This is a genomic window from Streptomyces sp. NBC_00377 (assembly GCF_036075115.1).
Taxonomy (GTDB): domain Bacteria; phylum Actinomycetota; class Actinomycetes; order Streptomycetales; family Streptomycetaceae; genus Streptomyces.
In genome coordinates this window covers 979,130-1,006,092 of record NZ_CP107958.1, presented here as the reverse complement: position 1 = coordinate 1,006,092, position 26,963 = coordinate 979,130, and the positions used below count along the sequence as shown (strand labels likewise).

The 26,963-nt window shown below is 73.1% G+C and carries 21 protein-coding genes and 1 pseudogene; 10 read left to right on the top strand and 12 right to left on the bottom strand.

All coding sequences use genetic code 11. The features are described from left to right. Positions 1–108: 108 nt before the first annotated feature. On the bottom strand, positions 109–1,197 hold the full coding sequence (locus OHS71_RS04530; protein WP_328477021.1) for a hypothetical protein: 1,089 nt from the start codon (positions 1,195–1,197) through the stop codon (positions 109–111). A gap of 25 nt (positions 1,198–1,222) precedes the next feature. Between OHS71_RS04530 and OHS71_RS04525 the strand changes: the two genes are divergently transcribed. Together OHS71_RS04525 and OHS71_RS04520 are read left to right on the top strand one after the other, a co-directional pair. Then, a complete protein-coding gene (locus tag OHS71_RS04525) occupies positions 1,223–2,401 on the top strand; it encodes a MalY/PatB family protein (RefSeq protein ID WP_328477019.1) in 1,179 nt (392 codons plus the stop codon). 758 nt (positions 2,402–3,159) lie between these two features. Further along, on the top strand, positions 3,160–3,540 hold the full coding sequence (locus tag OHS71_RS04520) for a PPOX class F420-dependent oxidoreductase (RefSeq protein WP_328477017.1): 381 nt from the start codon (positions 3,160–3,162) through the stop codon (positions 3,538–3,540). Positions 3,541–3,573: 33 nt separating this feature from the next. Here OHS71_RS04520 and OHS71_RS04515 read toward each other — a convergent pair whose 3' ends face one another. The 3 genes from OHS71_RS04515 to OHS71_RS04505 all read right to left on the bottom strand — a co-directional run bounded on the left by OHS71_RS04515 (position 3,574) and on the right by OHS71_RS04505 (position 5,853). After that, positions 3,574–3,987, bottom strand: coding sequence for a Zn-ribbon domain-containing OB-fold protein (locus OHS71_RS04515; RefSeq protein ID WP_328477015.1), 414 nt, complete (start codon positions 3,985–3,987; stop codon positions 3,574–3,576). Between the two features lie 163 nt (positions 3,988–4,150). Then, positions 4,151–4,882, bottom strand: a complete 732-nt coding sequence (locus OHS71_RS04510; RefSeq protein ID WP_328484392.1) for a TetR family transcriptional regulator — start codon at positions 4,880–4,882, stop codon at positions 4,151–4,153. Between the two features lie 122 nt (positions 4,883–5,004). Then, complete coding sequence (locus tag OHS71_RS04505; RefSeq protein ID WP_328484391.1) at positions 5,005–5,853, bottom strand: bifunctional methylenetetrahydrofolate dehydrogenase/methenyltetrahydrofolate cyclohydrolase; 849 nt, start codon at positions 5,851–5,853, stop codon at positions 5,005–5,007. Between the two features lie 243 nt (positions 5,854–6,096). Here OHS71_RS04505 and OHS71_RS04500 point away from each other — a divergent pair, with 243 nt between their 5' ends. Further along, positions 6,097–6,924 (top strand): hypothetical protein, encoded by an 828-nt coding sequence (locus OHS71_RS04500; RefSeq protein WP_328484390.1) that lies wholly within the window; start codon positions 6,097–6,099, stop codon positions 6,922–6,924. A gap of 57 nt (positions 6,925–6,981) precedes the next feature. Beyond that, on the top strand, positions 6,982–7,818 hold the full coding sequence (locus OHS71_RS04495) for a peptidoglycan-binding domain-containing protein (RefSeq protein WP_328484389.1): 837 nt from the start codon (positions 6,982–6,984) through the stop codon (positions 7,816–7,818). Between the two features lie 229 nt (positions 7,819–8,047). On the opposite strand, the pseudogene OHS71_RS41270 reads toward OHS71_RS04495, so the two are convergent. From OHS71_RS41270 to OHS71_RS04455, 6 genes and pseudogenes are all read right to left on the bottom strand, one after another. Then, positions 8,048–10,380: pseudogene (locus OHS71_RS41270) on the bottom strand (SpoIIE family protein phosphatase). Positions 10,381–10,529: 149 nt separating this feature from the next. Further along, positions 10,530–10,910, bottom strand: coding sequence for a hypothetical protein (locus OHS71_RS04475; RefSeq protein WP_328477013.1), 381 nt, complete (start codon positions 10,908–10,910; stop codon positions 10,530–10,532). A 302-nt stretch (positions 10,911–11,212) separates the two neighbouring features. Then, positions 11,213–12,136, bottom strand: coding sequence for a MurR/RpiR family transcriptional regulator (locus OHS71_RS04470; RefSeq protein ID WP_328477011.1), 924 nt, complete (start codon positions 12,134–12,136; stop codon positions 11,213–11,215). A gap of 99 nt (positions 12,137–12,235) precedes the next feature. Beyond that, positions 12,236–13,894, bottom strand: coding sequence for a phospholipid carrier-dependent glycosyltransferase (locus tag OHS71_RS04465; RefSeq protein ID WP_443046850.1), 1,659 nt, complete (start codon positions 13,892–13,894; stop codon positions 12,236–12,238). A 93-nt stretch (positions 13,895–13,987) separates the two neighbouring features. Beyond that, positions 13,988–15,904: a phosphatase PAP2 family protein gene (locus OHS71_RS04460; RefSeq protein WP_328477009.1), complete on the bottom strand. Its 1,917-nt coding sequence runs from the start codon at positions 15,902–15,904 to the stop codon at positions 13,988–13,990. Between the two features lie 224 nt (positions 15,905–16,128). Further along, positions 16,129–17,037, bottom strand: coding sequence for an N-acetylglucosamine kinase (locus tag OHS71_RS04455; RefSeq protein ID WP_328477007.1), 909 nt, complete (start codon positions 17,035–17,037; stop codon positions 16,129–16,131). A 322-nt stretch (positions 17,038–17,359) separates the two neighbouring features. Between OHS71_RS04455 and OHS71_RS04450 the strand changes: the two genes are divergently transcribed. The 6 genes from OHS71_RS04450 (at position 17,360) to OHS71_RS04425 (ending at position 25,659) form a co-directional block, all read left to right on the top strand. Next, the gene (locus OHS71_RS04450; RefSeq protein WP_328477005.1) at positions 17,360–18,493 is read left to right on the top strand and encodes an ROK family transcriptional regulator; all 1,134 of its coding nucleotides are present in this window, start codon (positions 17,360–17,362) and stop codon (positions 18,491–18,493) included. A gap of 277 nt (positions 18,494–18,770) precedes the next feature. Beyond that, positions 18,771–20,093: an extracellular solute-binding protein gene (locus tag OHS71_RS04445; RefSeq protein WP_328477003.1), complete on the top strand. Its 1,323-nt coding sequence runs from the start codon at positions 18,771–18,773 to the stop codon at positions 20,091–20,093. A gap of 122 nt (positions 20,094–20,215) precedes the next feature. Beyond that, positions 20,216–21,136: a carbohydrate ABC transporter permease gene (locus OHS71_RS04440; RefSeq protein ID WP_328477001.1), complete on the top strand. Its 921-nt coding sequence runs from the start codon at positions 20,216–20,218 to the stop codon at positions 21,134–21,136. After that, the gene (locus tag OHS71_RS04435; protein WP_328476999.1) at positions 21,133–22,035 is read left to right on the top strand and encodes a carbohydrate ABC transporter permease; all 903 of its coding nucleotides are present in this window, start codon (positions 21,133–21,135) and stop codon (positions 22,033–22,035) included. Before OHS71_RS04440 ends, OHS71_RS04435 begins: the two co-directional genes overlap by 4 nt. Before the next feature lie 2 nt (positions 22,036–22,037). Then, positions 22,038–23,756, top strand: a complete 1,719-nt coding sequence (locus tag OHS71_RS04430; RefSeq protein ID WP_328476997.1) for a hypothetical protein — start codon at positions 22,038–22,040, stop codon at positions 23,754–23,756. A 70-nt stretch (positions 23,757–23,826) separates the two neighbouring features. Beyond that, positions 23,827–25,659 carry a hypothetical protein gene (locus OHS71_RS04425; RefSeq protein WP_328484387.1) on the top strand — a complete coding sequence of 611 codons (1,833 nt, stop codon included), beginning with the start codon at positions 23,827–23,829 and terminating at the stop codon, positions 25,657–25,659. Here the strand turns inward: OHS71_RS04425 and OHS71_RS04420 are convergent. Next, positions 25,649–26,284, bottom strand: a complete 636-nt coding sequence (locus OHS71_RS04420) for a DUF6461 domain-containing protein (protein ID WP_328476995.1) — start codon at positions 26,282–26,284, stop codon at positions 25,649–25,651. The two genes, OHS71_RS04425 and OHS71_RS04420, sit on opposite strands and share 11 nt — an antisense overlap. A 40-nt stretch (positions 26,285–26,324) precedes the next feature. Continuing rightward, positions 26,325–26,963, bottom strand: coding sequence for a nucleoside/nucleotide kinase family protein (locus tag OHS71_RS04415; RefSeq protein ID WP_328476993.1), 639 nt, complete (start codon positions 26,961–26,963; stop codon positions 26,325–26,327).

Below are 26,963 nucleotides of genomic sequence, written 5' to 3'. Positions count from 1 at the left end.
ATCACCTTGCCGTCCGCGCGTCACCCCGCCGGGCATCGCGGCGGCCGCCGGTCCGGCCCCGCCCGCGGTGTCCTTCGGGCGTCGGCTCGAGGGCCGGCGCGTTCGCGGTCACGGGGCTCCGGTTGTCGGGAGGCCGGGGGACCGCCGGCGCCGATCCGCAGTCCGGACAGGCGAGTCGAGCCGTGCGGACGGTCCGTCCGGTTCCGTCGCGGGCCCGAGCCGCGCCCAGCTCCGCTCGTCGCCCCAGACGGCCGCCGCGCCCGTGTAGGGGCGCAGCAGCGCGGTGAGCGCCGGGTCACCGCGGCCGTTGAGTTCGTCGGAGGCGATCCGGCGGGCGATGCCGGCCAGGAAGTCGGCGAGCTGCACCCGGGCGTCGAGCCGTGAGACGACGAGCCGGAATCCGGCGAGGCGGATGCCCCGCACCCGGGCCGCGTCCTCGATCCAGGCGATCCGCTCCGGGGTGAGCATGTTCTGCCGGTCGTGCGCGAGCCGGACCGGTCGTCCGCCGTCGCTCCAGTGGGCGGCCGTGTGCAGGATCGAGGGCAGCAGCGGATTGAGGAGCGGGGAGAGCACGAACGGCCCTTCCTGGATCGCGGCCCGGTAGGCCAGGGCGCGGGGCCGTTCCCGCGCCAGCCGGGCGAACGTCTGTGCCGCCGCCGTCTCCGGACAGGTCTGCCGCAGTTCGGCGACCGTGTGGAAGAAGCGGTCGACGGCACCGTCCGGTTCGCCGTCGTGCCGCACCCACAGCAGCTGGTTCGCCGCCTCCAGGAAGTCCCTCCACTGCGCCCCGGTGAACGTCCGCCGCCCCTGCCGGAAGAGTGCGACGGCCGCCTCCGGGTCGCCGAGCAGCAGGTCGACGGCCCGCTCCACGACGTAGAAGGACTTCTCGACGAGGTGCACATGCGCGTGTCCGTACAGCGGGCCCGAGGCCGAGAGCAGCCATTCCAGGACCGCGCGGTGTTTCTCCCGGAGCAGATGGTTCGCCTTGTACTCCTCGGCGGGCGAACGGATCCGGTCGCGGATCTCCTGCACATGACCGGCGGCGGAATCGGCCGACAGCAGCACACTCGCGTGGGCGAACACATCCGTGTTCCCGCCGGTGAGGTTCTCCCCGTCCGACCCCGACTCGTCGCAGGCGATCTCCGGGATCGCCCCCGCGTCCGCCACAGCTGTCCCGTTCAGGTGATCCCAGGTCACACCACAGCCCCCTATCTTGTGCCCCATGACCAGCATCCCGCACGAGACGCCCGGTGAAGCAAACCCTTTACAGGCCCTCACGCTCGACCGGTTGCGCCGCCGCACGAGCATGAAGTGGCGGACCTACCCGGCCGACGTCCTTCCGCTGTGGGTCGCGGAGATGGACGTGTCCCTCGCCGAGCCGGTCGTCCGCGCGGTGACGCAGGCCCTCGCCCTCGGCGACACCGGCTATCCGGCGGGCACGGCCTACGCCGAGGCGCTGGCCCTGTTCGCCTCGAAGCGGTGGGGGTGGGACGGGCTCGCGGTCGAGCGGACGGCGATCGTTCCGGATGTGATGCTGGGCGTCGTCGAGATGCTGAAACTGGTGACGGGGCCCGGCGACGCGGTGATCGTCAACCCGCCCGTGTACCCGCCGTTCTTCCTCTTCGTCGAGCACATGGACCGGCGGATCACCGAGGCGCCCCTCGGCGCGGACGGCCGGCTCGACCTCGCGGTCCTGGAGGAGGCGTACCGGCGCGCCGCCGACGGCGGCGGTCGCCCCGCCCATCTGCTGTGCAGTCCGCACAACCCCACCGGCACCGTGCACACGGCGGAGGAGCTGGCCGCCGTCGCCGCGCTGGCCGGACGGTACGGGGTCCGGGTGGTCGCCGACGAGATCCACGCGCCGCTCACCGGTCCCGGGGCCGCCTTCGTGCCCTACCTCAGTGTCCCCGGCGCGGAGAACGGGCTGTCGCTGATGTCGGCCTCCAAGGGCTGGAACCTGGCCGGGCTCAAGGCGGCCCTGGCCGTCGCGGGTCCCGGGGCGGCGGCCGACCTGGCCCTGCTGCCCGAGGAGGTGTCCCACGGGCCCAGCCATGTCGGCGTGCTCGCGCACACCGCCGCCCTGCGCGAGGGCACCGGGTGGCTGGACGCCCTGCTGGCCGGCCTCGACGACAACCGGCGCCTGCTCTGCGGGCTCCTGGCGGAGCACCTGCCCGGGGTCGGACACCGGCCGGGAGAGGCCACCTACCTCGCCTGGCTCGACTGCCGGGCGCTGGGCCTGGGGGACGATCCGGCCGCGGTCTTCCTGGAGCGGGGGCGGGTCGCGCTCTCCCCGGGGCTCGACTTCGGCACGGGCGGGGCAGGCCACGTCCGGCTGAATCTGGCCACCTCGGCGGAGATCCTCACCGAAGGCGTGCGACGCATGGCGGCCGCGCTGCACTGAACCGAACAGCCGGGCCCGCTCCCCGGCCGCAGCGATCGCTCCCGCCGGACCTCCACAAGCGATCGTCCCGCCGGACGTCCGCGGCGGGACGAGGGCGCTGCGGGGCGGGGAGCTGGGCGCCGGGGTCTTCGGCCGGTCGCGCGGCTGCTGCCTCGGATCTCTGTGGCGGGACGAGGGCGCTGCGGGGCGGGGAGCTGGGCGCCGGGGTCTTCGGCCGGTCGCGCGGCTGCTGCCTCGGATCTCTGTGGCGGGACGAGGGCGCTGCGGGGCGGGGAGCTGGACGCCGGGGTCTTCGGCCGGTCGCGCGGCCGCTGCCTCGGATCTCTGTGGCGGGACGAGGGCGCTGCGGGGCGGGGAGCTGGACGCCGGGGTCTTCGGCCGGCCGCGCCGCTGCTGCCTCGGATCTCTGTGGCGGGACGAGGGCGCTGCGGGGCGGGGAGCTGGACGCCGGGGTCTTCGGCCGGTCGCGCGGCCGCTGCCTCGGATCTCTGTGGCGGGACGAGGGCGCCGCGGGGCGGGGAGCTGGGCGCCGGGGTCTTCGGCCGGTCGCGCGGCCGCTCCCTCGGACGTCCATGGCGGGACGAGGGCGATGCGGGGCGGGGGCGGCCGGACATCGGGGCCTTCGAGCGGCCGTGCCGCCGCTCCCTCGCCCCGGGCGTGCGGCCGTGCGGCGACACCGGGTACGCGCGGTGGATCCGGCCGGAGTTCGTGCCGACGTCGCCCGGGTGGGGGCGCGAGCCGCTGCCTAGACTGCGGACATGGACGAGAAGGCGATCGATCGGCTGGCGGCGGGCAAGTACCTGCTGCTCACCAGCTATCGCAAGAACGGGACAGGGGTCCCCACGCCTGTGTGGGTGGTGCGCGACGGGGACACGCTCGGGGTCTGGTCGGCCGCCGACGCCTGGAAGGTGAAGCGGATCAGGGCCCGTGGCGACGTGCTCGTGGGTCCCTGCGACGTGCGCGGCAAGCCGACGGGCGAGCAGGTCCCGGCCGTCGCCGAGATCTGCGACCCGCAGACCACGGCCCGCTACCGCACTCTCCTCGCCCGCAAGTACGGCGTCCTGGGCCGTCTCGCACTGCTCGGCAGCAGACTGCGCCGGGGCGCGGACGGGACCGTGGGGATCCGCGTCATGCTGTGAGCGCGCCCGGCCCGGGGCCGGGTGGCGGATGCGCTAGTGCCAGGCCCGGTACGGTTCGTCGAGGAGCTGGAAGACCGGCTCGCCGCGTACCGGGTCCTTGACCGTGGACAGCCGGACGCGGTCGCCGCTGTGGATGCCGACGAGCGGGCCCATGACCCGGCCGCGGACGACGAATCCCTCGGCCATCTCGACCAGGGACACATTGCGCGCGCCGGGGGTGTTGCGGTTCACCACGGTCGCGTGGCGGACCGTGCCGGTGCCCTCGCTGCGTTCCGTGCGCAGGTCGCTGCCCTGACACACCGGGCACAGGAGCCGGTGGTACATCGCGGTGCCGCACCAGGTGCAGCGCTGGAAGAGGATCGTGTCGCCGTCGGTCTTCGCGCGGTCGAGGACGCCCGTCGCGGAGCCGGCGGCCTGCTGAACGGCGTTTCCTGAGAAGTGGTACACGCGGGTCAACTCCCTGCACTCGGCCGGAATCCACGTGCTCGGCTCACCCGCGCACGCATGTGCCCGGTCGCCGTGCCACCGTGCACGGCCACAGCGTATGGCACTCAGTGCCACTCGTAAAGGCACTGCGTACCCGCAATCTCGAGGGGTTTCTGTCAGGCCGTCAGGAGGTTCCGTCCCGCCCGAGGGCCGTCTCGATCTCCTGCACCACCCGCCACAGCGGCGCTCCGCGCCGCGAGACCACCACGACGACGTCCTCCGCCCGCTCGTCGGCGGGAGGCGCAGGAAACGCCGGGAAGGCCGGGAACGCGGGGTGGACCGCGGGTGCCGGCGCGGACCCGGCCGCGCCGAAGGCCGACTGCACGTACCCCAGCGCGTGGTCCACGGTCGCGCTCGCGTCGCCCTGCCCGTCCGAACGCAGCCAGGAGCGCAGGGCGTTGTTGTGGGCGGCGACCACCGCCGCGGCGATCACGTCGGCGCGCAGACTGCCGTCGGGCCGGCCGGCGAAACGGCCCCGGAGGTAGTCGGCGAGGGCACGCTCGTAGCGCCAGACGACGGACAGCTCGTAGGCGCGCAGCCCGGGAACCTGCTTGGTGAGCCGGTAGCGCTGGACGGAGAAGGACGGGTTCTCCGCATACATCAGCAGGACGAGCCGGGCGGCGTCGCACACGCGTCCCACCGGCTCGTGTTCCTCGCCGCTCGCGGCCAGGAATGCCGTCATGTCGGCCAGGCACCGCTCGTGGTCGGGGAAGACCACGTCCTCCTTGGAGGGGAAGTAGCGGAAGAAGGACCGCCGGCCCACGCCCGCGAGAGCCACGATGTCGTCGACGGTGGTCTGTTCGTAGCCCCGCTCGAGGAACAGCCGGAAGGCCGCCGCGACCAGGGCGTCCCGCATGGGCGGTTTGGCCTGCGCCTTGTGAGTGGCGTTCATGGACGCGAACGTAACACCAGGGCGACCGCGATGGCACTCAGTTCCCTCCACTCAGGGAACTGAGTGCCCGGCGCGGGGCGCCGGGGTCACATGCGCTCGGCCGCCTCGACCACGTTGGTCAGCAGCATGGCCCGGGTCATCGGCCCGACCCCGCCGATGGGCGGCGCGAAGGATCCGGCGACGTCGCTCACATCGGGGTGGACGTCGCCGAGGATGCCCTCGACCGTGCGCGTCAGGCCCACGGACAGGACCGTGGCGCCCGGCTTGATCCAGTCGGGCCTGACCAGGTGTGCCACTCCGGCCGCGGCCACCACCACGTCGGCCTCGCGCGCGTGCGCGGCGGTGTCCTGGGTGGCCTCGTGGCACAGGGTCACCGTGGCGTGCTCGGTGCTGCGGGTCAGCATCATGCCGAGCGGCCTGCCCACGGTGACACCGCAGCCGATGACGCAGAACTGCTGGCCGGTGATCGCCACGTGGTTGCGCCGCAGCAGGTCGATGATGCCGCGCGGGGTGCAGGGCAGCGGGCCGGGGATGCCCAGTACCAGGCGGCCCAGGTTGGTCGGGTGCAGCCCGTCGGCGTCCTTGACCGGGTCGATCAGCTCCAGCACGGCATGGGTGTCGATGTGGGCGGGCAGCGGGAGCTGCACGATGAAGCCGGTGCAGGCCGGATCGGCGTTCAGCCGCAGCACGGCCGCCTCCACGTCGGCCTGGGAGGCGTCGGCGGGCAGCTCCACCCGCATCGAGGCGATCCCGACCTGTGCGCAGTCGCGGTGCTTGCCGCCCACGTAGGAACGGCTGCCCGCGTCGTCGCCGACGAGGATGGTGCCCAGCCCGGGGGCGATGCCGCGTTCCTTCAACGCCTGGACGCGCAGGGCGAGTTCGTTCTTGATGTCGGCCGCGGCGGCCTTGCCGTCGAGCAGTGTTGCGGTGGTCACGGGAGTCGACGAGCCCTTCGGGAGACAAACGGCGGTCCTGTAATCGTACGGCCCGCCGCCCCACCGCCCGCCAGGCGTCCCACGGCCCGCCGGGAGCCCCATGACGCGCCGGGGTTCCGCGGCTCCCCGGGAGTCCCGCCGGCCGGCGCCCTTCCGCTTCGGGCCCGCCCGGGCTCGCGGCTCGCCCGGCACCCCCTGACGTAACCTTTGCGCACCGCAGACCGACCGCCACCAGGAGACCGCATGTCCGCCGTCCGCCCCCGTCTCCTCTATGTCACCGACCTTGCTTACCCGGCGCGCGGGCGGCGCTACGGCGACGAGGACGTCTTCCTCACCTCCCGGCTGCGGGCGGACTTCGACCTGGCCCTGTGCCACCCGCTGGACGCGGCCGCCCTGATGGACTCCTTCGACGGCGTCGTCGTCCGCAACAGCGGCCCGGTCCTCGGCTACCCGAAGGAGTACGAGGACTTCCGGGAACGCGCGCTCCGGGGCGGCACACGCGTCTACAACCCGCTCACGGGCCGCGCCGACATGGCCGGCAAGCAGTACCTCGTCGACCTGAGCGCCGCGGGTTTCCCCGTGATCCCCACCGTCGACCGGCCCGGGGATCTGCACCGGCTGCCCGAGGCCGACCGGTACGTCGTCAAGCCCAGGCTCGGGGCCGACTCCATCGGCCTGCGGATCGTGCCGCCCGACGAGCTCCCCGGCCTGGCCGACGGCTCGGTCCTGGTGCAGCCGTGCGTCGACTTCTCCTACGAGGTGTCCTTCGTCTACGTCGACCACGACTTCCAGTACGCGCTGTACGCACCCGATCCCGACCGCCGCTGGCAGGTGCGGCCCTACCGGCCCACCGTGCGGGACCTGGAGTTCGCCCGGCGCTTCGTGGACTGGAACGGCCTCGCGCACGGCATCCAGCGCGTCGACGCCTGCCGCGCCCCGGACGGCGAACTGCTGCTGGTCGAGCTGGAGGACCTCAACCCCTACCTGTCCCTGGACGCCCTCGACGAGGCCGGACGGGACGCCTTCGTCACCGCGACGACCCGGTCCCTGCACCGCTTCCTGTCCGGCTGAACCCGGCCGCCCGCGCGCCCGTATCTCTCCTGGGGGAACCACGGGAGGGAGACGAGCGTGCCGACACCGGACGAACCCGGGCAGCCGCACGAACGCCCGGTGCTGGAACCCATCCGGGTTCTGCGACCGCGCAACACCGATGCCCTGGCGGAGCTGTTCCGCGAGATGACCGAACTGACCCGGGACCCGGACGTCACCGACGGTTACGAGTCGATCCCCCTGCCGCCGGGGCCGGCCGCCGGCGAGGCGGAGACCGAGGAGCTCGCGCCGCTCGGCTTCCCCGCGGCGGACACGACGGCCGAGACGGCGCCGCGCGGCGGCCGGGACTGGACGAGTGAGAGCGGCGGCCCCCGGCCCGTGCCCGGCAGCGGCAGGCGCATCGGCAGCGGCAGCGGCAGCGTCAGAGGTACGGGGCCGGTACGGGGCCGGTCGGGGGCCGCTCCGGCGGCGGGCGGCGGGCGGATGCGCGAGCGTTCCGACTCCGGTGCGGGCCTGCGGCGCGGTGCCATCACGGTCGGCGTGTGCGCGGCGGCCCTCGTCGGTTTCGCCTGCGCGCTCCTGCTGCCGGGCCGCGGTGTCGAGGCCGCCGCACGGACACCCCCGCCGACGACCGCCCCCGCCCCGAGCGCCCCGGCGTCCGCGTCCGCCGACCCCGACGGCGCGGGCACCCTGCGCGAAGGGGACAGCGGCTCCGAGGTGGCCGATCTCCAGCGGCGCCTGCTGCGCATCCCCGACGTGTACGCCCACGGGCCCACCGATGGCCGTTACGGCACCGTTCTCACCGAGGCCGTGGCGCGGTTCCAGCTCTGGTACGGCATCCGCGGCGACGAGTCCGGCGTCTACGGCGACGACACACGCCGCGATCTGGAGTCCCGTACCGCCACGGGCGGCTGACGACCGGGTGACGCACCGGAAACGGGCCGCGCCGGCAGCGCGTCGGGCGTCACCACGGAACGGCGGGCCGGCGCGCGTCGGGCGGCTCGCCCCGCCGGACCGTGGCCGTCCACGCGTCCGCGTGAACGTCTCCTGCCCCCCGGGTCCGGTGCAGCCCGCCGTCTTCCCGCCGGCCGTCGTCGGCGGAACGCCGGGATACCGGCGGCACCACGAGGGACCGAACCGGTTCCTACCGCCCGAGGTCCACCGGCACCTGGATGTCGAGCACACACACGTCGTCGCGTCCCTCGCGGCCGAGCATCGTGCTGAGCAGCCGGTCGAGCGGTGCCGGTTCGGTGGTCGCCTCGTGGGCGGCGACCCGGCGAGCCGTTCCAGACCGCGGTCGATGCTCTCCGCGGGCCGTTCGACCAGGCCGTCGGTGTAGAACAGAAGCCGGTCGCCGGGTTCCAGGCGGCACTGTGCCGCCTGGTAGCTGGGCGAGTCCCTCGCGCCGAGCAGCATCCCGAAGGGACGCTCCAGGTACCGCGCCTCGCCGTCACGCACCAGCAACGGTGGTGGGTGACCGGCCTGCGCCCACTCCATCCGCCGTTCGCGCGCCGTGTAGCGGGCCAGCACCATGGTCGCCGAGCCGTGCGGGTCGCGGGAGTGCAGCAGCAGGGCGTTGAGGCGGCTGAGCGCCCCGGTCAGCGACGAACCCGTGATGACCATGCCCTTGGCGGTGAACCGGAGCAGGGCCATCGAGGCCACCGCGCCCATCCCGTGCCCGGCCGCGTCGCCCACCACGAACAGGGCGTCGCCGTCGGGCAGTTCGATGGCGCTGAACCAGTCGCCGCCGACGCTGAGGCCCGACTGCGCGGGCAGGTAGGCGATGTCGACGCGCAGCCCGGCCAGCTGTACGGGCTGCTTCGGCAGCGGCAGCAGCGCTTCCTGCAACCGGGCGGCCACCAGGCGCTCGGCCTCGAGCACACCGTGCTGGGTGAGCATCGCCCGCTCGCTCGCAACGAGGGCGAGTTCGGCGCTGCGCTGCGCGGTGAGGTCCTGCACGAAGCCGTGCACCTCGACGGGCGTGCCCCGGGAGTCGGTCACCGCCTCGGAGACCATCCGCAGATGCCGGAGGCCCTGCCGGGTGACGATCCGGAACGGCACGTCACAGGCCCGCCCGTGCCGCACCAGCTCCCCGATGGCCCGGGCCAGCGCCGGCACGTCATCGGGCAGGGCGAGAGGGGGCAGCTCGGGCAACGGGACGACCCCGCGCGCCGGATCGCGCTCCAGGATGGTGAAGACCTGGGTGGACCAGTTCCCCTCACCCGTGTCCAGGTTCCAGGTGGCCCAGCCGAGATTGCCGAGCCGCTGCACATCGGCGAGCCGCTGTTCCTGCCGGTCGGAGGGGTCGTGGCGGACCCAGCTGAGGACCAGCCCGTCGTCCAGCCGCACCACGCGCGCCGAGTACGTGGCCAGTTCACTGACCCCGGCCACCATCTGCTGCCGGGCGAACGGCTCGCTGTCGTACGACGCCTGACCGGCCAGCACCGCCAGACACCCGTCCCACAGCGGGTCGTGGGCGACTTCGGGCCAGCACTCCAGGAAGCGCAGGCCGACCAGCTCGCGCCCGCTGCGGCCCACGGCGTCGGAGGTCACGCTGGTCGCGGCATCGACGCGGAAGTCCTCGACCTGCCCCGACGCGGAGCGCAGCGGGGCGAGGAGCACCGCGGCGACGGGCAGCCGGTCGAGCACGGTCTGCACGGCGTCCGCGGCAGCGGAGGCGGTGGGGCCCGGCCGGGAGCCGAAGGTGCGCAGCGGGCCCGCGCACAACTGGGCCACGGCCGTCAGGTGTTCCCGTACCCGGGACGTGAAGGCGCCCTCGCGGCAGCGCAGGATCCCGAGCGCCACGTCGGCCGACTCACCGGTCACCACCGGCAGCCAGGCCCGTGACGGCCAGCGCTCGGGCGGGTCGCCGATCAGCTGGTACCGCTTGCCGTCCTCCCGGAGGTCCTCCAGCCAGCGCGGCTGCCCGGCGTCCAGGGCGTCCAGGGCGGCGATCCCGCTGAGCGGCGGCACCCGGGTCCACTGGTCGGCCAGCGCCTCCCCGATACCGGCGTGCCCGGTCAGTTCGAGCCCGCCGCCGGGCAGCCGCGCGAAGATCATCAGGGCGTCGGCGCCCACGTCCGGGGCGAGCAGGTCCAGCAGGCACCGGGCGAGATCGTGCGGGGTGCCGACGCGCAGGAGGGCCCGGCTCAGCCGGCCGAGTGCGGCGGGATCGATCTCGTCGGGCGCCGGCCGGGCAGCGGGTTCCCGTGCGGGCGCCTCGGCCGGAGCCGGCTCCGAGGTGTCGCGGGGCTGCGGTGAGAGGGCGCCCAGGCTGATCCAGCACTCCTCGAGGAGCGTGCGCCGTCCGGCCTCGGCCCGTCGCTGCAACTCCTCCTGCGCGGCGTCCGGGGAGCAGCCGAGTTGCGCCATCACCGCGCCCTTGGCGCGTTCCAGCACGGCCGAGGTGGCCGCCAGTTCCTGCAACCGGTCCATCTCCGCGCGCTGACGAGCCACGACCCGGGTCAGTGCTGCCATGTCGGGCACGCCACCGGGCTCCGCGGGCGGGGCGGGTTCGCTCGTCACGTGTCGAGCATTGCACACCGGGGTGATTTCGTTCCGGGTCTTTCGGCAAGGCTCCCGCCAGCCGAGACGCCCGCCCGCGTCCTCGGAACGGAGCGTCCCGTTCAGCGTCCGGAGTTCTGCTCCACCAAAGCCTGGGTGACCGCGCGGACGCTGCGGGCGATGTGCTGCAACTGCATGACCTCGGCGGCGTACAGCTTGATCGTGTGCTCGATGACCGACTCGGGCATTCCGAGCCGGGGAAGGTCGGCGCGGGCGGTCTGGAGGGCGGTGCGGGCCACCCGGACCTCGTTCTGGACCTGGATCTGCGCATGGCGGGCGAGCAGCACGGGGTGGCGCAGCAGCGCCGGGTAGCTCGCGTAGCGCGCGGGCACCAGCTCGCGCAGCCACTTGGCCGCCGAGCGCTCCCAGTCGTAGCTGCCGGGAGTCTTGACCTGGCATGGCCAGTCCGAGCTGATGCGTGTCGTCGTCAGGGTCATGATCATCGCTCCCGGTGTGTGGCGTCGTGACGGTGGTCCGACGGTTCGGGGCGGCCCCGGCCCAGGGGAAGACCGGGGCCGCCACGGGCGCTCGCGCAAGCGATGCCCCGGACGCCCTGAGCGCCGACGCGGGTAGGGGACGGCGGCTTCGGGTGCCCGCTCATGAGCCCTTGCGGGCGAATGCGGCCGTGAGCAGTATTTATATATGCCGACCGCTTTGCAAGACGTATGAAAACATTCATGCGGGAAATGCCCGTAATGATCCCTCTGTGTCTTTCCGGGGGAGGGGGTGTCCTTCGGAAGGCCGGTCACTCACGCAGGAAGAACTGGTGCTGCTCGGCGATCTGCTCGTACTCCTCGAGCCGCGCCTGGGTGCGCTCGGGGCCCGCGTCGGTCATGGCCTGGAGCAGCGCCGCGGCCATCACGCCGGGGGCGGCGTAGGAGTCGAAGACCAGGCGGGAGCCGGTGCCGGTGGCGAAGGTGGCGTCCGCCTCGTCGGCCACCGGCCCCAGCGCCAGGTCGGTGATCAGCGCCACCTTGAGACCGGCGCTGCGCGCGACCCGGACGGCGGTGAGCGTCTCCTGCGCGTGCCGGGGCATCGAGAACGCCAGCACCCAGGTCCCGCCCGCCTCCCGGGACTGAAGGAGAGCGTCGTAGGCGACGCTGCCGCCCCGCGTCACCAGCCGCACGTCCGGGTGGACCCGGCGGGCGGCGTAGGCGAAGTACTCGGCGAGCGAGACGGAGATCCGCAGCCCCAGGATGGTCAGCGGCGTCGACTGCGACAGCTTGCGGCCCACGTCGATGACCCGGTCCGGGTCGGCGAAGTCGCGGCGGAGGTTCTCCAGGTTCTCGATCTCCGCCTCGACCGCCGCCTGGAGTTCGTTGCTCCGGTTCACCTCGGCCGCCGCCGGACCGCCGGCCAGGGCGCCGAGCGCGATCGACTGGAGCCGCTCGCGCAGCGCGGGGTACCCGCTGAAGCCGACCGCCGCGGCGAACCGGGTCACCGAGGGCTGGCTCACCCCGACGCGGTCCGCGAGGTCGGTGATCGACAGGAACGCCGCCTCGGTGATGTGCTCGATCAGATACTGGGCGATGCGCCGTTGCCCCGGGGACAGATGGGACCCGTCGAAGAGGGCCCTGAGCCGGGAGGTCGGGGACACCTCCGTCTCCGGTCCGGTTCGGCCCGAGGTGATCGCGGATGCCTGTGCGCGTGCCTGTTGCGGCGATGGCACCGGTGCGCCTCCTTTGTCTTCCACGAGGCTCAACATACTTCAGGGACCGTGCCGGGCAGGGAGGCCGAAGCAGCCCCTCGCACACCGGGTGATCGCGGATTACCGCCGGTACAGCGTGATCGAGTGGCCCACCTCGTCGACCGGCCGGCTGGAGCGCAGCAGCACCGCCAGCCGGCCCCGCGCCAGGGCCACGGCGGAGTCCGAGACGGCCAGCAGCCCGTGCACCTTCGCCACCGGCACCCGCCGGGGGTCCGAGGCGTCGATGCCGTAGTAGGCGGGCACCCCGCTGCCCTTGTACACGAGCCACACCCGCTCGCCCCGGTAGCGACCGTGCAGCCGGTCCGCCAGCCGCCCCAGGTCCTGGCCCCAGTCCACGTTGGAGTCGTGCAGCCGCAGATGCGTCTTCGCCGGTCCGCCGAACGCCTCGTTGGAGTACGGCAGGTAGAAGGGGAACGTCCGCAGCGAGCTGACGGCGACGAACGCCACCAGCGCCCCCACCGCCACCGGAGCCCACCGCCGGCGCACCGCGAGGACACACCCGGCGGCCACCGCGAGGAACATCGGCAGGAAGACCGCGTACCGGGTGCCGAGATCCCGCGCTCCGGTCATGGCCGAGACCAGCAGCACGGCGGCCGGGACCAGCACGTACGGCGCGGCGGGCCGCAGCCGTCGCACCAGGAGCAGGGCGGCCGCCCCGGCCGCCCACAGGACGAGCATCCCGAGCGGTGTCTTCACCACCAGGGCCACCGGGAGGTAGTACCAGCGGGCGCCGGTGTACACGTGCCCGAACAGGAAGCCCGTCCACGACCGGTTCTCCAGACCGAACTGGATCCGCATGCCGTCCCGGTACGCCTCGGGGAAGGGCAGCAGCCGCAGCAGGAGTCCGCGCCGGCCGTGCACGACGGGCACATGGGTCGTCCCCGGAGCCCAGCGCAGCCGTGGATCGACCACGAGGTACGCGGCCCAGACGACGGCGACGGCGGTCACCGTCACCACGGCCGAGCCGAGCAGCGCCCTGCGGACGTCGCGGGGCCGCCGGGCGCACACCGACAGCGCCGCCAGGGCCACCAGCACGGGGACCGCGGGCAGCGAGCTCATCTTCGTGGCGAGGGCCGCGCCGAGGGCGGCTCCCGCGAGGGGCAGACACCGGCGCGCCCTGCCGTGCCGGGACCGCCACAGCAGCCACACCGACGTCAGGACGAAGCCCGCCGCCGGGACGTCCAGCGTCGCCAGCGAACCGTGCGCGACGACGTCGGGGGAGAGGGCGTACAGGGCGAGCGCCGCCACCGCGGGGAAGGGGCCCGCGAGATCACGGGTGAAGGCGAACACCACCAGACCGAACAGCAGTGTCAGCGCGATCACCGGCAGGCGGGCCCACAGCATCAGCTGCCCGGGGTCGTTGCCGGACTCGTACAGCAGATGCCGGCCCGCCTCCTCCTGGGTGCCGGTGGACGAGGGGTCCACGTGCGGACGGGCGAGGGCCACGCCGGCGGCGATGACGAGCTTGCCGAGCGGCGGGTGCTCCGGGTTGAGACGCACCCGGTGCTCGTGGAGGTAGGAGGCCGCCGTGGCGACGTACACCGGTTCGTCGATGGTCGGGGTCTGCCGCACGGCCGCGGTGACCATCGCGACGGCCATCTGGGCGAGCAGGAGGACCACCAGGAGCGGGACGAGCAGGCGCCGGCGGGCCGGCTGCCGGGGCCGCGTCGGCGCCGCGTCGGGGGTGGTGTCCGGGACCGGGTGTGCTCGGGGTGCCATCGTCCGCCCTGCGGTGAGACCCCTGCCGGGCGGTGGCCGGAGCTGGTGGGTGCGGCCTGTGGCCCGCACCCACCGGCTCCCGCCGCGAGGGTGTTACCGCTTCAGGAGTCGTACCGACAGACCGTCTGCCGTGTACACCGGTACGGCCCGCAGGTGGTCGGAGTTCAGTTCGACGCGGTCGAACTGACCGCGCAGCGCCGACGCCTCGATCACCGGCACGGTGGTCCCCGCGACCGGCGGCCGCTCGGCGTCCGGACGCAGCGACAGCACCGAGCCCCGGTCGAGCCGGACCCGCCCGGACACCCGCAGGGCGGGGCCGCGATACCTGTCGAGCGTCAGGTCGAGCACCGCGCCGCCCTCCTGGGCCCACGCGCCGCGCACCCGCACCGGCTCGCCCGCGCGCAGCGTACCGCCGGTCAGCCGGACGTCGCCGCGGCCGAGGGCGCGCTCGTTGCCGGCGACGAGCACGCCCGCCTCCAGCACGGTGCCGCCCTCGTAGCGGTTGCGCCCGGTCAGGGTGAGCGTGCCCGACCCGCGCTTGGTCAGGCCGCCGTCGCCCCCGATGTCGTTGCGCCACGCGTCGGCCGCGTCGAAGCCGCCCTTCGACGCGTCGAGCGTGACCGTGACGTCGGAGTCGAAGGAGCCGTAACCGTCCGCCGCGGCGAACAGGTCGAGCCGGCCCCACTGCTCGAAGCCGTCCAGCAGGACGTACCCGGAGGGCAGCGCGGTCGTGCGCAGCACCTCGCGGCGCTGGGCGGCGCTGAGGTACGGAAGCCGGGTCTCCAGCAGCACCTCGGCGCCCTTGGGCACGGTGAGGGGCGTCCGGGGGCCCTGGCGTTCGAGGACATAGGTCAGGCGGGGCCCGTTGGCGCGGGCGTTGGCCTCGCGGTCGGCGTACGCGTCCGAGGCGTCGGAGTGCGCGTAGGCGAACAGGGTGTCGGCCGTGGTGCCGGTCTTCTCGGTGAAGTAGGCAAGGGCCTGGGCGCGGGCGGCCGCCTTCAGCTCGGCGTTGGCCGGGTCGGCGAGCGTGGCGGCGGCGAGGGCGGTGGCCATGATGCGGCCGCCCAGGACGTCGACGGTGGAGTGCATGCCGGAGACGATCCGGGTGTGGCTGAGCGCGAGGGCGCGGGTCACCAGCTCCTGGAACCGCTCGGGGACGGCGTAGGCGTAGGCCAGCGACGCCAGGTGGAAGGCGTTGGTGTGCCCGCTGGGGAAGCCGCCGTCGTCGGTCGGGGAGGTGCTGCGCTGACGCAGCAGCTGGGGAACGACGACCACCTCGGAGTCGTACACGGGATAGCCGAGGGCGTCGGTCCTGCCGGTGTCGACGACCTCGCTGTTCTCGTTCATGCGCCACGGACGGGGGTACTGGTAGGCGTACTTGCCCTGGTTGCCGGAGGCGAACGGGCCGCGCACGGTGTCGACGAGCCGGGCGACCTGGCCGAGGTCGGAGGTGTAGGAGCCGGCGCCGAGCGCGGAACCGGCGGGCGCGCCCGCGGGCACGGCGTCGTCGATCTTGGTGGCGGGGGTGGTGTCCGGCGCGGCGGTGATCGACGTGACTGCCTTGGCGCCCGTTCTGTAGAGATCCGACAGCGGACCGAGTCCGGCGATCATCGCGTAGCTCTGGTGCTGGCGGTCGTAGACGAACGCCTCCTTGCCCTCGGCCTCCGTGCGGGCGCCGGTGATCGCGATGGAGTAGCGCACGTTGGCGCGCAGTATCTCGGGGCGCAGCGCTGTGCCGGTGTTCCAGGCGGCCCCGGTCTTCCAGATCTGGGCGAAGCCGCCGAGGATCCGCACCACGGCGTTGGTCTCGGGCGTCAGGTTCGCCGGGACGTTCGTCCTGTAGTCGTCGACGAACGGCAGCGGGGCCGTGGCGGCCTTGGCGTCGGCGGCGCCCAGCCAGGAGACGAGCGTGGGAGCGGCCACCAGGGCCGCCGAGCCACCGAAGGAGACCTTCAGGAAGTGCCTTCTGTTCACGGCCGAGGGGGTGGGCTGCCCGGCGGGTGACGGCATGAGTGTGCCTCTCTGGACTTCGTCGGCCGTGCGGCCGGGGAGGAGGTGCGGGATACGTGCGGTGTACGTGACGGGGTACGTGCGATCGGGCGCGGCGCGCAGGCTTCCTGACGACGTGTGAGCCGGACGACGCCTACGAGCGAAGATCTACGGGCGGGTCGTGTCGCTTCCGCGATGGCCCGGCGACCGGGGCGTGTCCTGCGGGTGAACGCGAGGCCGGCGCCTCACAGGAGCGAGCGCGCCAACGCCACCGCACCCTCGACAGGCGGCACGGTGAGCGGCTGCGACCGGGCACCGGGCACCGCTTCGAGGAGCGCGGCGGCGAAGGCGTCGTAGAGCGTCGGCTGGCCGAGCACCGTGCCGCCGGCCACGACCACGTCGCCGACCGCGACCCCGCGTGCGGCGAGTCGGGCGACCAGCGTGGCGAGGGCCGTACCGGCGTCGGCGATCACGGACCGGGCGAGCCCGCAGCCGCCGGCCGCGGCGGCGAAGACGACCGGGGCGTGGCGACCCCACTCGGCGGACACGTCCGCGGCGCCCTCCAGCGCCGCGCCGAGCGCCGGGACCTCGGACACACCGAAGGCGGCGAGGAGACCGAGGGCCAGGGCCCCGGGTTCCTCACCGCGGTCGTGGGCCGCCCACACGGCGCGGGCCGCCTCGCGGACCAGACCGGCGGCGCCGCCCTCGTCGCCGAGGACCGCGCCCCAGCCGCCCACCTGGACGGGATCGCCGCCCGGCAGCCGGCCCACCGCCACGGACCCGGTGCCGGCCACGAGGCCGACGCCCTTGTCCAGGCCGGCGGCGGGGACGAGCAGCTCGGCGTCGCCCACGACGAGCACGGGCACACCGAGGGAGAGCTGTACGGCGTCACGGATCTGCGCGCACTGGCGTGGTGTCTCACAGGCGTGCGCGCCCACGGCGAGCGCCGACGGGCGTGCGCCCGCGGGCAGCGCCGCGCGGACGAGACCGGTCAGCCGCCGCGCGGCGTCCGCCGGGTCGTGCGGCCGCCATCCGGTGCTGGCGCTGATGTGGTCGGCCACGACGGCGTCGCCCGCGAGGGCGCGCAGATGTGTCTTGGTGCCGCCCACGTCGACGCCGACCACGAGGGGGCGCGAAGGGGGAGAGTCCTGCACGGATCCTCTTTCGTCGTTGCTGCGAGCTGCGACGGCGGGCGAACCGTGACCGAGAGGTTGCTGATCGGAGGTGAACTAGGGAAGCCCCGGGACGGGCCTCTGACGAGCCACGGCAGGCGAGTACCGTGAAGTTCGTTAGGAAGTTAACTAACGAAGTACAGTGCGTCAAGAGGAATCGCGCACTCGACCGTCCAGGGGCCCGTCAGGGCCGCCGCGGGGCGGAAACGCGCGACGTCGGTGCATCCCTTCGCCGCAGCCCGCCGAGACGATCGGCGCGGGAGCGCGGCCCTGTACCCGTGTGGGGGAAACTGTGGAACTCGACGTGGCGGAAGCCCCCCGCCTGACCGACAGTGCGAGTGCGGTGTTCGCCGTGCTGGCCCGGGCGGGCAGCGCGACCCGGCCGCAGCTCGCGAGCCTGGCGGGCCTGTCCAAGCCGACCGTGTCCTCCGCCGTGGCGGAACTGGAGAGCGCCCGGCTGGCCGCGCACTCCGGCACCACCTCGAGCGGCACCGGCCGCTCGGCCGCCGTCTACTGCCTGGGGCCGGCCGCCGGAGCCGTGCTGGCCGTCGACCTCGGCCCCGCCCTCACCCGGGTCCGGGGCTGCGCCCTGGACGGCTCCCTGCTCGCCGAGGCCACCGCCTCCCGGACGGACGCCGCCGACGCCGTGCGCGAGGCGCTCGCGGCGCTGCCCGGCGGCATCCCGCTGCGCGCCATCGTCGTCGCCGTCGGTGACGTCGCGGCCCGCGACCGGCAGGGCAGCGGCATGCGCCCCGCGACCGCCAAGGCCGGCCCCGTCTTCGACGCCGTGGCCGTCGCGCTGCCCCCCGGGGTGCCCGTCCACCTCGAGAACAACGTCAACTGCGCCGCGCTCGCGGAGCTGCACGAGGGCGCCGCGCGCGGCCGGCACACCTTCGGCTATCTGCGGATCGGCGTGGGCATCGGTCTCGGCATCGTCGTCGGCGGCTCGGTGCTGCGCGGCTCGAACGGCGCCGCCGGTGAGCTGGCCCGGCTGCCCTACCCCTGGGACGACGGCCGTGAGCCGCGCCAGGAGGCCCTGGAGGAGTACATCGGCGCACGGTCCCTGCTGCGCCGCGCCGCGGCGGCCTGGCAGGGCGCCGACGGCCCCTGTCCGCGCACCACCGAGCGGCTTTTCGCCCTGGCGGGGGAGGGCCGTGCCCCGGCGGTCGAGGTCGTAGGCCGCCATGCCGCCGACGTGGGCCGGCTGGCCGCCGCCGTGACCGCCGTGCTGGACCCGGGTCTGATCGTGCTGGGGGGCAGTACGGGCGCGGATCCACAGCTCCTGCCCGGTGTACGGGCCGAGCTGGCGCGGCTGAGCTGGCCCACCGAGGTGGTGAGCAGCACGGTCGGGGACACCGGCACCGTCGCGGGTGCCGCGCGGCTCGCGGTCGCCCGGGGAGTCCAAACCGTGACCGAGGCGGCGCGGGCCAAGGATTGACGGCCCGCGACTCGGTCTGCCAATGTCCGGACAAGCGCTTTCTAAGTCGGTCGGGACGCCGGCTTGGGTGGAGCATCCCGCCGGTACGCGAAGTACGGCAGCCGCACGAGGGCGCGCTTGTGCGACGACGGCCCTCAGGGCCGGGGATCCCACCCGTCGAGGCGACGCGGCCGGGCGAGGCCGACGCCACCGGAAAGCAACCTTCCTGCAAAATGCACCCGTGCCGCCTCGGTCGGCGCCGTGCTCCGTCCCCTACGACGAAAAAAAGGGATCGAAGATGACCACTGTGGGTGTGCGGCGCTCCCGCCGACTCGGCCGCGGCGGCATACGCCGCCTGGTTCCCCTCGCTGCCGGGGCCGCGGCAGGTGCCCTGCTTCTCTCCGCCTGCGGGTCGGGTTCCGACTCGGGCGGGACCTCCAAGTCGCTGACGTTCTGGATCTCCACGGTTCCGGGGCAGGACGCGGGCTGGAAGAAGGTGGTGGCGGACTACAAGAAGGACGCCGGCGTCTCCGTCAAGCTCGTCAACATCCCCTACGACGGCTACACGACGAAGCTGCACAACGCCGCGCAGGCGAACTCCCTGCCCGACGTCGCGGCCGTCCCGGCGCTGGACCCGATCTGGTCGAGCAAGCTGATCGACCTCGCCTCCATCGCCAACAACAAGGCCAACAAGATCAACGCCAACTTCCTGGCGAAGGACTCGTCCGGGAAGGTGCTGGCCATCCCCTCGGACGTCACCGCGTCCGGCCTGTACATCAACAAGAGCCTGTTCGAGAAGGCCGGTGTCGCCTTCCCGGCCTCGCCCGACAAGACCTGGACGTGGACCGACTTCATCGCCGCGGCGAACAAGGTCCGCGAGAAGACCAAGGCCAAGTACTCCCTCACGTTCGACCAGTCGCCGTCCCGGCTGCGTGCCATGGTGTACGAGATGGGCGGCCAGTACGTCCACGCGGACTCCTCCGGCAAGTTCTCGGTGGACGAGGCGACCAAGAAGGCCGTGAACACCTTCGTCGGATGGAACGACGACAAGACCATGCCGAAGTCGGTGTGGACCAGCGGCGCCGACCCGTCCGCCATGTTCCAGAGCGGTGACGTCGTCGCCTACTGGTCCGGTGTGTGGCAGGTTCCCGCCTTCGCGGAGAGCATCAAGAAGTTCGAGTGGGCGAGCGTCCCGACTCCGGCCCAGCCGGTGCAGGCCAGTGACGTGAACAGCGGCGGCAACGTTGTGGGCTTCAACAACAACGCCGACGCGTCCGCCGCCGCGAAGAAGTTCCTGTCCTGGCTGTACGAGCCCGCCCACTACCAGGCGCTGTGCGAGGCGTCCGGCTTCCTGCCGGTCGAGAGCGGTCTGAACCCGAAGTACCCCTTCACGTCCGAGGCGGCGCAGGCGGCGTTCAAGCTCTACAACGAGTCGATCCCGCTGTACGCCCCGATCTCCGGCTACTTCAACGGCGCGCAGACGAACTGGGTGCTGAAGGGCAAGAGCCTCACCGAGGACCCGACCAAGACGGAACTCGGCAAGGCGATCAACGGCCAGCAGTCGGCCGACAAGGCCCTGGAGAACATCGTGGCCGGCTACAACCAGCAGGTCGGCGGCTGATCGTAGGCCTACGGGCCGGGCGGCGGGGTCTCGAATCCGCCGCCCGGCCCGGCCGCTCAGCCAAGGCCGGGCTCATGGCGTGAGCCTTCAGGAATCCATTCCACCAGCACGGAGTCAGGAAGATGACAAAACGCGCCTCGGCCGTGTCAGCGAGCCCGCCGAGCCCGTCCAGGAGACGCAACAAGTACACCCTTGCGCCGCTCGTCCTCATCGCGGCCAATGTCGTGCTCTTCGCGTTGTTCTTCGTCTGGCCGGCGGTGATCGGGCTCGTCTACAGCTTCACGAACTACACGGGCGTGGGGGCGTTCCAGTTCATCGGACTGGACAACTACCACAACCTGTTCGGGGACTCCACGTTCTACGACGCGCTGAGCCGGACGCTGCTGTACGCCGTGCTCTTCGTGCCGCTGAACTTCGCGGTCTCGCTGCTTGCCGCCAATCTGCTGGTGAGCAAGAACGCCAAGGGCGGGTCGGTCGCCCGCGTCCTCTTCTTCATTCCGTGGCTGCTGTCGCCCATCGTCGTGGGTGTCCTGTGGCGGTGGATGTTCGGTGAGAACTTCGGACTGGTCAACTACGTCATCGAGAGGTTCGGCGGCAGCGCCGTTCCGTGGCAGTCGAACGCGGACCTGTCGCTGCTGGTGGTGGTGATGGCGGCGTCCTGGGCCTGGACGGGCTTCTCGATGCTGCTGTTCATCGCGGCGATCAAGAACGTACCGGTGTCCTACTACGAGGCGGCCTCGCTCGACGGCGCCGGCCCCTGGCGCCAGTTCTTCAGCATCACGCTGCCGAGCATCGCGCCCACCTCGTTCATCGTCATCCTGCTCAACACGATCAACGCGATGAAGGAATACCCGGTGTTCGTCGCCCTCAACAACGGCGGACCCGGCACATCGAACAACCTGCTCGTCCAGTACATCTACGAGACCGGCTTCAAACGGGGCCAGATCGGCTACGCGAGCGCCGCGTCGTTCGTGCTCATGCTCATCCTGATGGCCGTCGCGATCATCCAGCTGATCGTCAACCGACGGGTGGAGAACCGATGACAACCACAGACATGCCACGTCCGCTCGACGCCGATGCCAAACGGCCCGCCGCCAAGAAGCGGCCCCGCGGGGCGGCCACCGGCGGGCTCCGGCGGGCGATCGCCCCGACGACACTGCTGTGGATCATGGCGTGCCTGTACGGGTTTCCGGTGCTGTGGTTCGTCCTCAGCTCCTTCAAGCCGTCCAGCGACCTGTTCTCGTATCCGCTGACGCTGGTACCGCGCAACCCCACCCTGTCGGGGTTCAAGGCGGCGTGGGACAGCGCCAACTTCTCCCAGTACTTCATCAACACGGCCCTCGTGTGTGTGATCACCACGATCCTCACGGTGGGCGTCAGCTGCTGCACCGGCTACGCGCTGGCCAAGTACGACAACAAGTGGCTCAAGGCCTTCTTCATCTGCATCCTGGCCACCACGATGCTGCCGGGCGAGGTCATGCTCGCCCCCGAGTTCCTGGTGGTCCGCAACCTCGGCCTCTACAACTCGTTCGCCGGCATCATCCTCCCGGCCGTGCTCACCGCGACCGGCTGCTTCATGTTCCGCCAGTTCTTCCTGACGGTTCCCGACGAACTCGTGGAAGCCGCACGCATCGACGGCGCGCGTGAGCTGGCGATCTTCGCGCGGATCATGGTGCCGCTGTCCCGGCCCATCATGCTGACGCTGGCCATCCTGTCCTTCCAGTGGCGGTGGAACGACTACATCTGGCCGCTGCTGATGCTCAACGACCCCAACAAGTTCACCGTGCAGATCGGCATCCAGAGCATCGTCGGCGCACAGAACATCAACTGGTCGGTGCTGCTCGGCGCCTCGGTCATCTCCATGATCCCGCTGATCCTCGTCTTCCTGGTCTTCCAGCGCTACGTCATGGGCGCCGACATCAACGCCGGACTGAAGGACTGACCTTGCCCACCCCGCTCGACCACGAGTTCGTCCGGTCGGCGGCGCTCGCCGCCGACCGGACGGCCACTCCGCTCGCGGCGGGCCCCGACGAGGAGCCCGCCGGTGTGCCGCACCGTGGTCTGGCGCGCCGGGTGAAGACCCTCGTCGCGGCCTACCGTTCCCCGGACTCGGCACTCCACGGCAGCAGGCGGGCCGTCGCCGCCGCGATGACGCACCTGCGCGCCCTGCGGGCCGCACAGACCCCCACCGGCCTCTTCGCCGGCGGCGACAACGTGCAGTCGCCGCCGGACTCCGCCTTCACCGTCAACGACGTGTGCGACGCGCACGTCCTCGCCGCCGGCGCGGGGCCGGAACTGCGCGAGGTCACGGACGCGCTCGCCGAGATCGCCGGCGCCGCCTCCGGCAGCCTCCTGACCGGTGGGGTGCACACCCCGAACCACCGCTGGGAGCTGTGCGCGGCGCTCGCCCGGCTGCACCGGTCGTTCCCCGACGACCGGCTGCTCGACCGCGTCGGGGAGTGGCTCTCCGAGGGCGTCGACATCGACGCGGACGGCCTGTACTCGGAACGCAGCGCCCTCTACGCGGCCCACGTCTCCAATCCTTCGCTCCTGCTGCTGGCCGGCGTCCTCGGCCGTGCCGACCTGCTGGACGCCGTCGAACGCAACCTGACCACCACCCTGGACCTCATCAGGCCGGACGGCACGGTGGAGACCGTCCACTCGCGACGGCAGGACCAGAACCTCCTCTTCCCGCTGGCGTCCTACCTGCCGCACTACCGGCTGTTCGCCGTCCGCACCGGCCGGGGCGACTTCAGCCGGGTGGCACGGCTGGCGGCCGCCGGCGGCATCGACGACCCCGACCTGCTCGCCCAGACCCTCCTCACCCCGGACCTGTGCCGCGTCCTGCCGGCACCGGCCGGGGAGACACTGCCGCGTGACCGGTACCTCACCACCGCGCGCCTCGCCGCACGCGCCTCGGCCACCGCGCACACCGTGGTGTACGGCGGCTCCGACGTGCCCGGACACCGGCGCATCCGCTCCGGCCTCGCCTGCAATCCCACCTTCCTGCGTCTGTTCGCCGGCGACGCCGTCCTCGACGCGGTCCGTCTCTCGCGGGGGTTCTTCGACCTGGGCCCGTTCCGCGCCGCCGACATGCAACGGCTCGCCGGCCACCGCTACCGGCTCACCGAAACCCTCACGGCCGCCTACTACCAGCCGCTGCCGCCGGACCGGCGACGCGGCGACGGCGCCTACCGCACGGCGGACGAGGGACGCTTCTCGGCCGCGATGGCCTTCGCGGACCGGCCTCGGGACGAGGTCTCGCACACGACCCGCGTCGACGTGGACCTGAGGGAGGACGGGGCGGACCTGCGGATCGACATCGGCGGACCACCGGTGCCCTGGGCCCTCGAAATCACCTTCCGGCCGGGTGGCACGGTGGAAGGCGGCGTACCGCTCGGCGACGGTCGCTGGTGCCTGACGACCGGGCCGATGACCTACCGGGCCGGTGCCGACGAGATCCGGATCGAGGCCGACGTCGAGGCCGGCGAACCGCCGGCCGGGCCGGACCGCAGCGACGTACTGCGGTACGACCCGGGGCAGGACCACACCGTGGTCGGCGGCACCGACGCGACGACCGGGAACCGCGTCTACATCGGCGGTCACGGCCCGCACACACTGACCGTCGCGCTGCGCGCCCGCCGGCCCGCACCCCCCGTGTGACTCCGACGACCCACGCCATGGCCATCCCAGGTATGAAGGGCTACTCCCCGTGCACCTCGCGTCCCCTCCCGTGCACCTTCCCCACCAGCGCGGCCCCCTCCACGACCTGCCCGACACCCCGCAGGCGTACGACGCCGTCCTCGCCGACGTCACCGAGCAGGCCCTGAGCCGTCTGACGCCCCGGGGCAGCCTGGAGCACCCGGACTGCGTCGACGACATCGGCGACACCTCGCTCGGCATCACCTCGCTGCTGGCACTGGCCTGGCAGCGCACCAAGGACCCGCGGCTGCCCGAGGCGGTGCGCCAGAGCCTCGCCTTCCATCTGCGCGAGCGGGTCTACCGCGACGACAACCCGGGCTACCCCAACCTGAGGGTGCGCGGCTCCGGACTCCCGTACGCCCGCTACACCCTCGCGCCCGGCGCGCACCCCATCGGCGACTGGCCGAGCACGGTGTGGGCGCTGCTCCAGGCCGTGAACGTCCTCGACGCCGCCGACAGCACGGTGCCGGACGACCAGCGGGCCGAACTCCTGGAGGTGGCGCGCGGCTACTGGAAGTGGCTGACCGAGGCGACCTTCTTCAACCCGCAGGAGGCCGGCAACCAGGCCATCGGCTGCGTGGTCGGCGGTCTGATGCTGGCCCGCCATCTCTCCCGGGAAGAGGGCGAGCGGGTCCGGGCCAGGGCACTCGCGCTGTACGCCGACGAGATCCGCGCCCACCGGGTCCGCGACCGGGGCGCCCTGCTGCCACCCGAGCACGGCGGCGCCTACGACAACAACTACGGCCCGATCTCCCTCTCCTTCCTCGCCCAGGCCCACCGGATCAGCGGCGAGCAGGTGTTCGCCGAGGACGGCGAGGCACTGGCCCGCTACCTCGACGCCCGCCTCACCGGCGGCGGCTTCGACAACGGCGGCCCGCGCTACAGCGAGCAGCACTCCGCCTTCGAGTCGGTCCTCGGGCTGCGCTACTTCGGCGCCCGCATCGGCGCCGACCTGGGCCGCTACCGGGGCGACAGCCGCTGGGCACGGTACGCGGCGAAGGAGGACGGCGGGGTCGACGGGCACTTCGCGTGGATGCTGGTCTGGCAGATCCAGGACACCTCACGCTGGCACCGCGCGCCGTCCACCGGACCCGCCCGGCACCAACTGCGCGCCGGCACGGTCTCGGTGGCCTTCGACGACCGGATGACCCCGGCGGTCGTCGAGGCCGCCGGGACCTACTACCTGGCCGCCGCCGTCAACCGCCAGCACGGGTTCGGACCCGTCACCGGCGGCTTCCTGCTGAGCCGCCCCATGGGCGCGGTCCGGGTCCGCGACACCCGCGCCGACGGCCTGACCGCCAAACTCGTCACCAAGCCGGTCGTCGGCCGTGACCACGTCCTGCGGTACGTGCGCTCCCTGTACGTCACCGACGGCACGACCCTGTGGACGACGGTCGCCGTGGAGCGCCTCGACGGGGCGCCCTACCTGCTGGCCGGCCTCCCGTACGCCGAGGACGACGGCGACCGGGTCCGGCGCACGGCTCACGGAGCCGTCTCCTCGGCGGGCGTCCTGGGCCTCGCGCACCCCGACGCGCAGGGCGCCGAGCACTTCGACGCGCGCGCCGGCCTCACCCAGGAGCAGGCCGCGTTCGCGCTCGCCGCCGACCCGCGCGGCTACGGCAACCCCGACGAGGGCTGGCGCCACCTGGTCGGCTCGACGGCACTGGAGGCGGGCCCGATCGCGGACGCACCGGACGACCTGCACGTCTTCGCGGTGCGCTACGGCTCGTCGGAGCCGCTCACGGCGTCCGCCCGGCGGGGCGAGGACGGTCTGACCGTACGGACCGACGCCTTCACGGCCGTCCTCGGACCGGACGACGAGCAGGGCGAGCCGACGCTGGCGCTGCGCGCCTTCAGTCGCTGAGCGTCATCCGCGGCGTGCCCCGCACCGCGTAGGCGGGCAGCCGGACCCCGTCGAGGAAGGCGGGGGAGAGGGACAGGCCGAACCGCCGCTCCACGACACCCAGGCTGCGGCGGCGGCCCGCCCTCCAGTCCTCGTCCTCCGGCGGCACATACGTGCTTCCGTCGGGGGAGAGGACGCCCGCGGCGATCAGGTCCGGCAGCAGCAGGTCCGGCTCCGCGCCCCAGCGCCACACCTCCTCGTCCAGCCCGTACCCGCACACGAAGACGCCGTCGCGGGCGTAGTGGAAATCGGCGGGCGGATGTTCCTGCGGCGGCACATAGCGCACGACCTCCACGCCGTCCCGCGAGATCTGCGCGAGCAGGTCCCCGCCGGTCGAGTCCCCGTACTCCAGGGCGAAGGCCCACTCCCCGGAGCTGCCCACGCGCACCACGCCGTCGCCGTCGGCGGCCGGCCGCCACACCTCCATCCCCAGCCGGGACACCTCGGCGTCGGTGATCGGCGCGGTCGCCCCGCCCGGGTCGGCTCCCATGCGCAGGGCCAGCTCCTCGGGCGATATCCCGCGCGCGAACACGACACTGGACATCCAGCCGTCCAGATCCACCAGCCACACGATTCCGTCGCTCATAACCCGAAGCTAACGCGGCGCACCGACAACGGCCCCCACCTCAGAGGGGCAGGGCCACCACCAGGTCGGCCCGGTCCCTCGTCGACGCCACCAGCGCGGCGTTGCGCTCGTCGGACCTGTGCACCCAGGCCACCGCTTGCGCGTGCCCCTTGCCGAACTCCTCGTGCCGGGCGACCAGTCGGCGCACGCGCTCGTCCTCGTCGCTCTCGCAGAACCACACCTCGTCGAGCGCGGCCCGCACCCGCGACCACGCGCCCGTGCCGAGGAGGAGGTAGTTGCCCTCCGTGACGACCAGCCTGGCCGTCGGCGGGACCGGCACGGCCCCCGCGAGCGGCTGCTCGAGCACCCGCTCGAAACCGGGCGCGTACACGATGTCCTCGCTGTCGCTTTCCTCCCGCAGCCGCCGCAGCAGCGCCGCGTACCCGGCCGCGTCGAAGGTGTCCGGCGCCCCCTTGCGGTCCCGGCGGCCGAGCCGGTCGAGCTCGGCGTCGGCCAGGTGGAAGCCGTCCATCGGGACGTGCGCCGCCCACGGCTCGCCCGTGCCGTTCAGCTCCCGCACCAGGCGACGTGCGAGGGTCGTCTTGCCCGCGCCGGGACTGCCGGCGATGCCGAGGAGGGCGCGCCCGCCGTCCCCGGCGAGGGAACGGGCCCGCAGCAGCAGATCATCGAAAGTGAGCAC

What these genes read in the sequence shown, in the direction of transcription:
- OHS71_RS04465 (WP_443046850.1), bottom strand. Translation starts at nt 13,894, where the DNA reads ATGGCACCCCGAGCACACCCGGTCCCGGACACCACCCCCGACGCGGCG.
- OHS71_RS04420 (WP_328476995.1), bottom strand. Translation starts at nt 26,284, where the DNA reads ATGAGCGACGGAATCGTGTGGCTGGTGGATCTGGACGGCTGGATGTCC.
- OHS71_RS04500 (WP_328484390.1), top strand. Translation starts at nt 6,097, where the DNA reads ATGTCCGCCGTCCGCCCCCGTCTCCTCTATGTCACCGACCTTGCTTAC.
- OHS71_RS04475 (WP_328477013.1), bottom strand. Translation starts at nt 10,910, where the DNA reads ATGATCATGACCCTGACGACGACACGCATCAGCTCGGACTGGCCATGC.
- OHS71_RS04510 (WP_328484392.1), bottom strand. Translation starts at nt 4,882, where the DNA reads ATGCGGGACGCCCTGGTCGCGGCGGCCTTCCGGCTGTTCCTCGAGCGG.
- OHS71_RS04435 (WP_328476999.1), top strand. Translation starts at nt 21,133, where the DNA reads ATGACAACCACAGACATGCCACGTCCGCTCGACGCCGATGCCAAACGG.
- OHS71_RS04520 (WP_328477017.1), top strand. Translation starts at nt 3,160, where the DNA reads ATGGACGAGAAGGCGATCGATCGGCTGGCGGCGGGCAAGTACCTGCTG.
- OHS71_RS04460 (WP_328477009.1), bottom strand. Translation starts at nt 15,904, where the DNA reads ATGCCGTCACCCGCCGGGCAGCCCACCCCCTCGGCCGTGAACAGAAGG.
- OHS71_RS04445 (WP_328477003.1), top strand. Translation starts at nt 18,771, where the DNA reads ATGACCACTGTGGGTGTGCGGCGCTCCCGCCGACTCGGCCGCGGCGGC.
- OHS71_RS04525 (WP_328477019.1), top strand. Translation starts at nt 1,223, where the DNA reads ATGACCAGCATCCCGCACGAGACGCCCGGTGAAGCAAACCCTTTACAG.
- OHS71_RS04440 (WP_328477001.1), top strand. Translation starts at nt 20,216, where the DNA reads ATGACAAAACGCGCCTCGGCCGTGTCAGCGAGCCCGCCGAGCCCGTCC.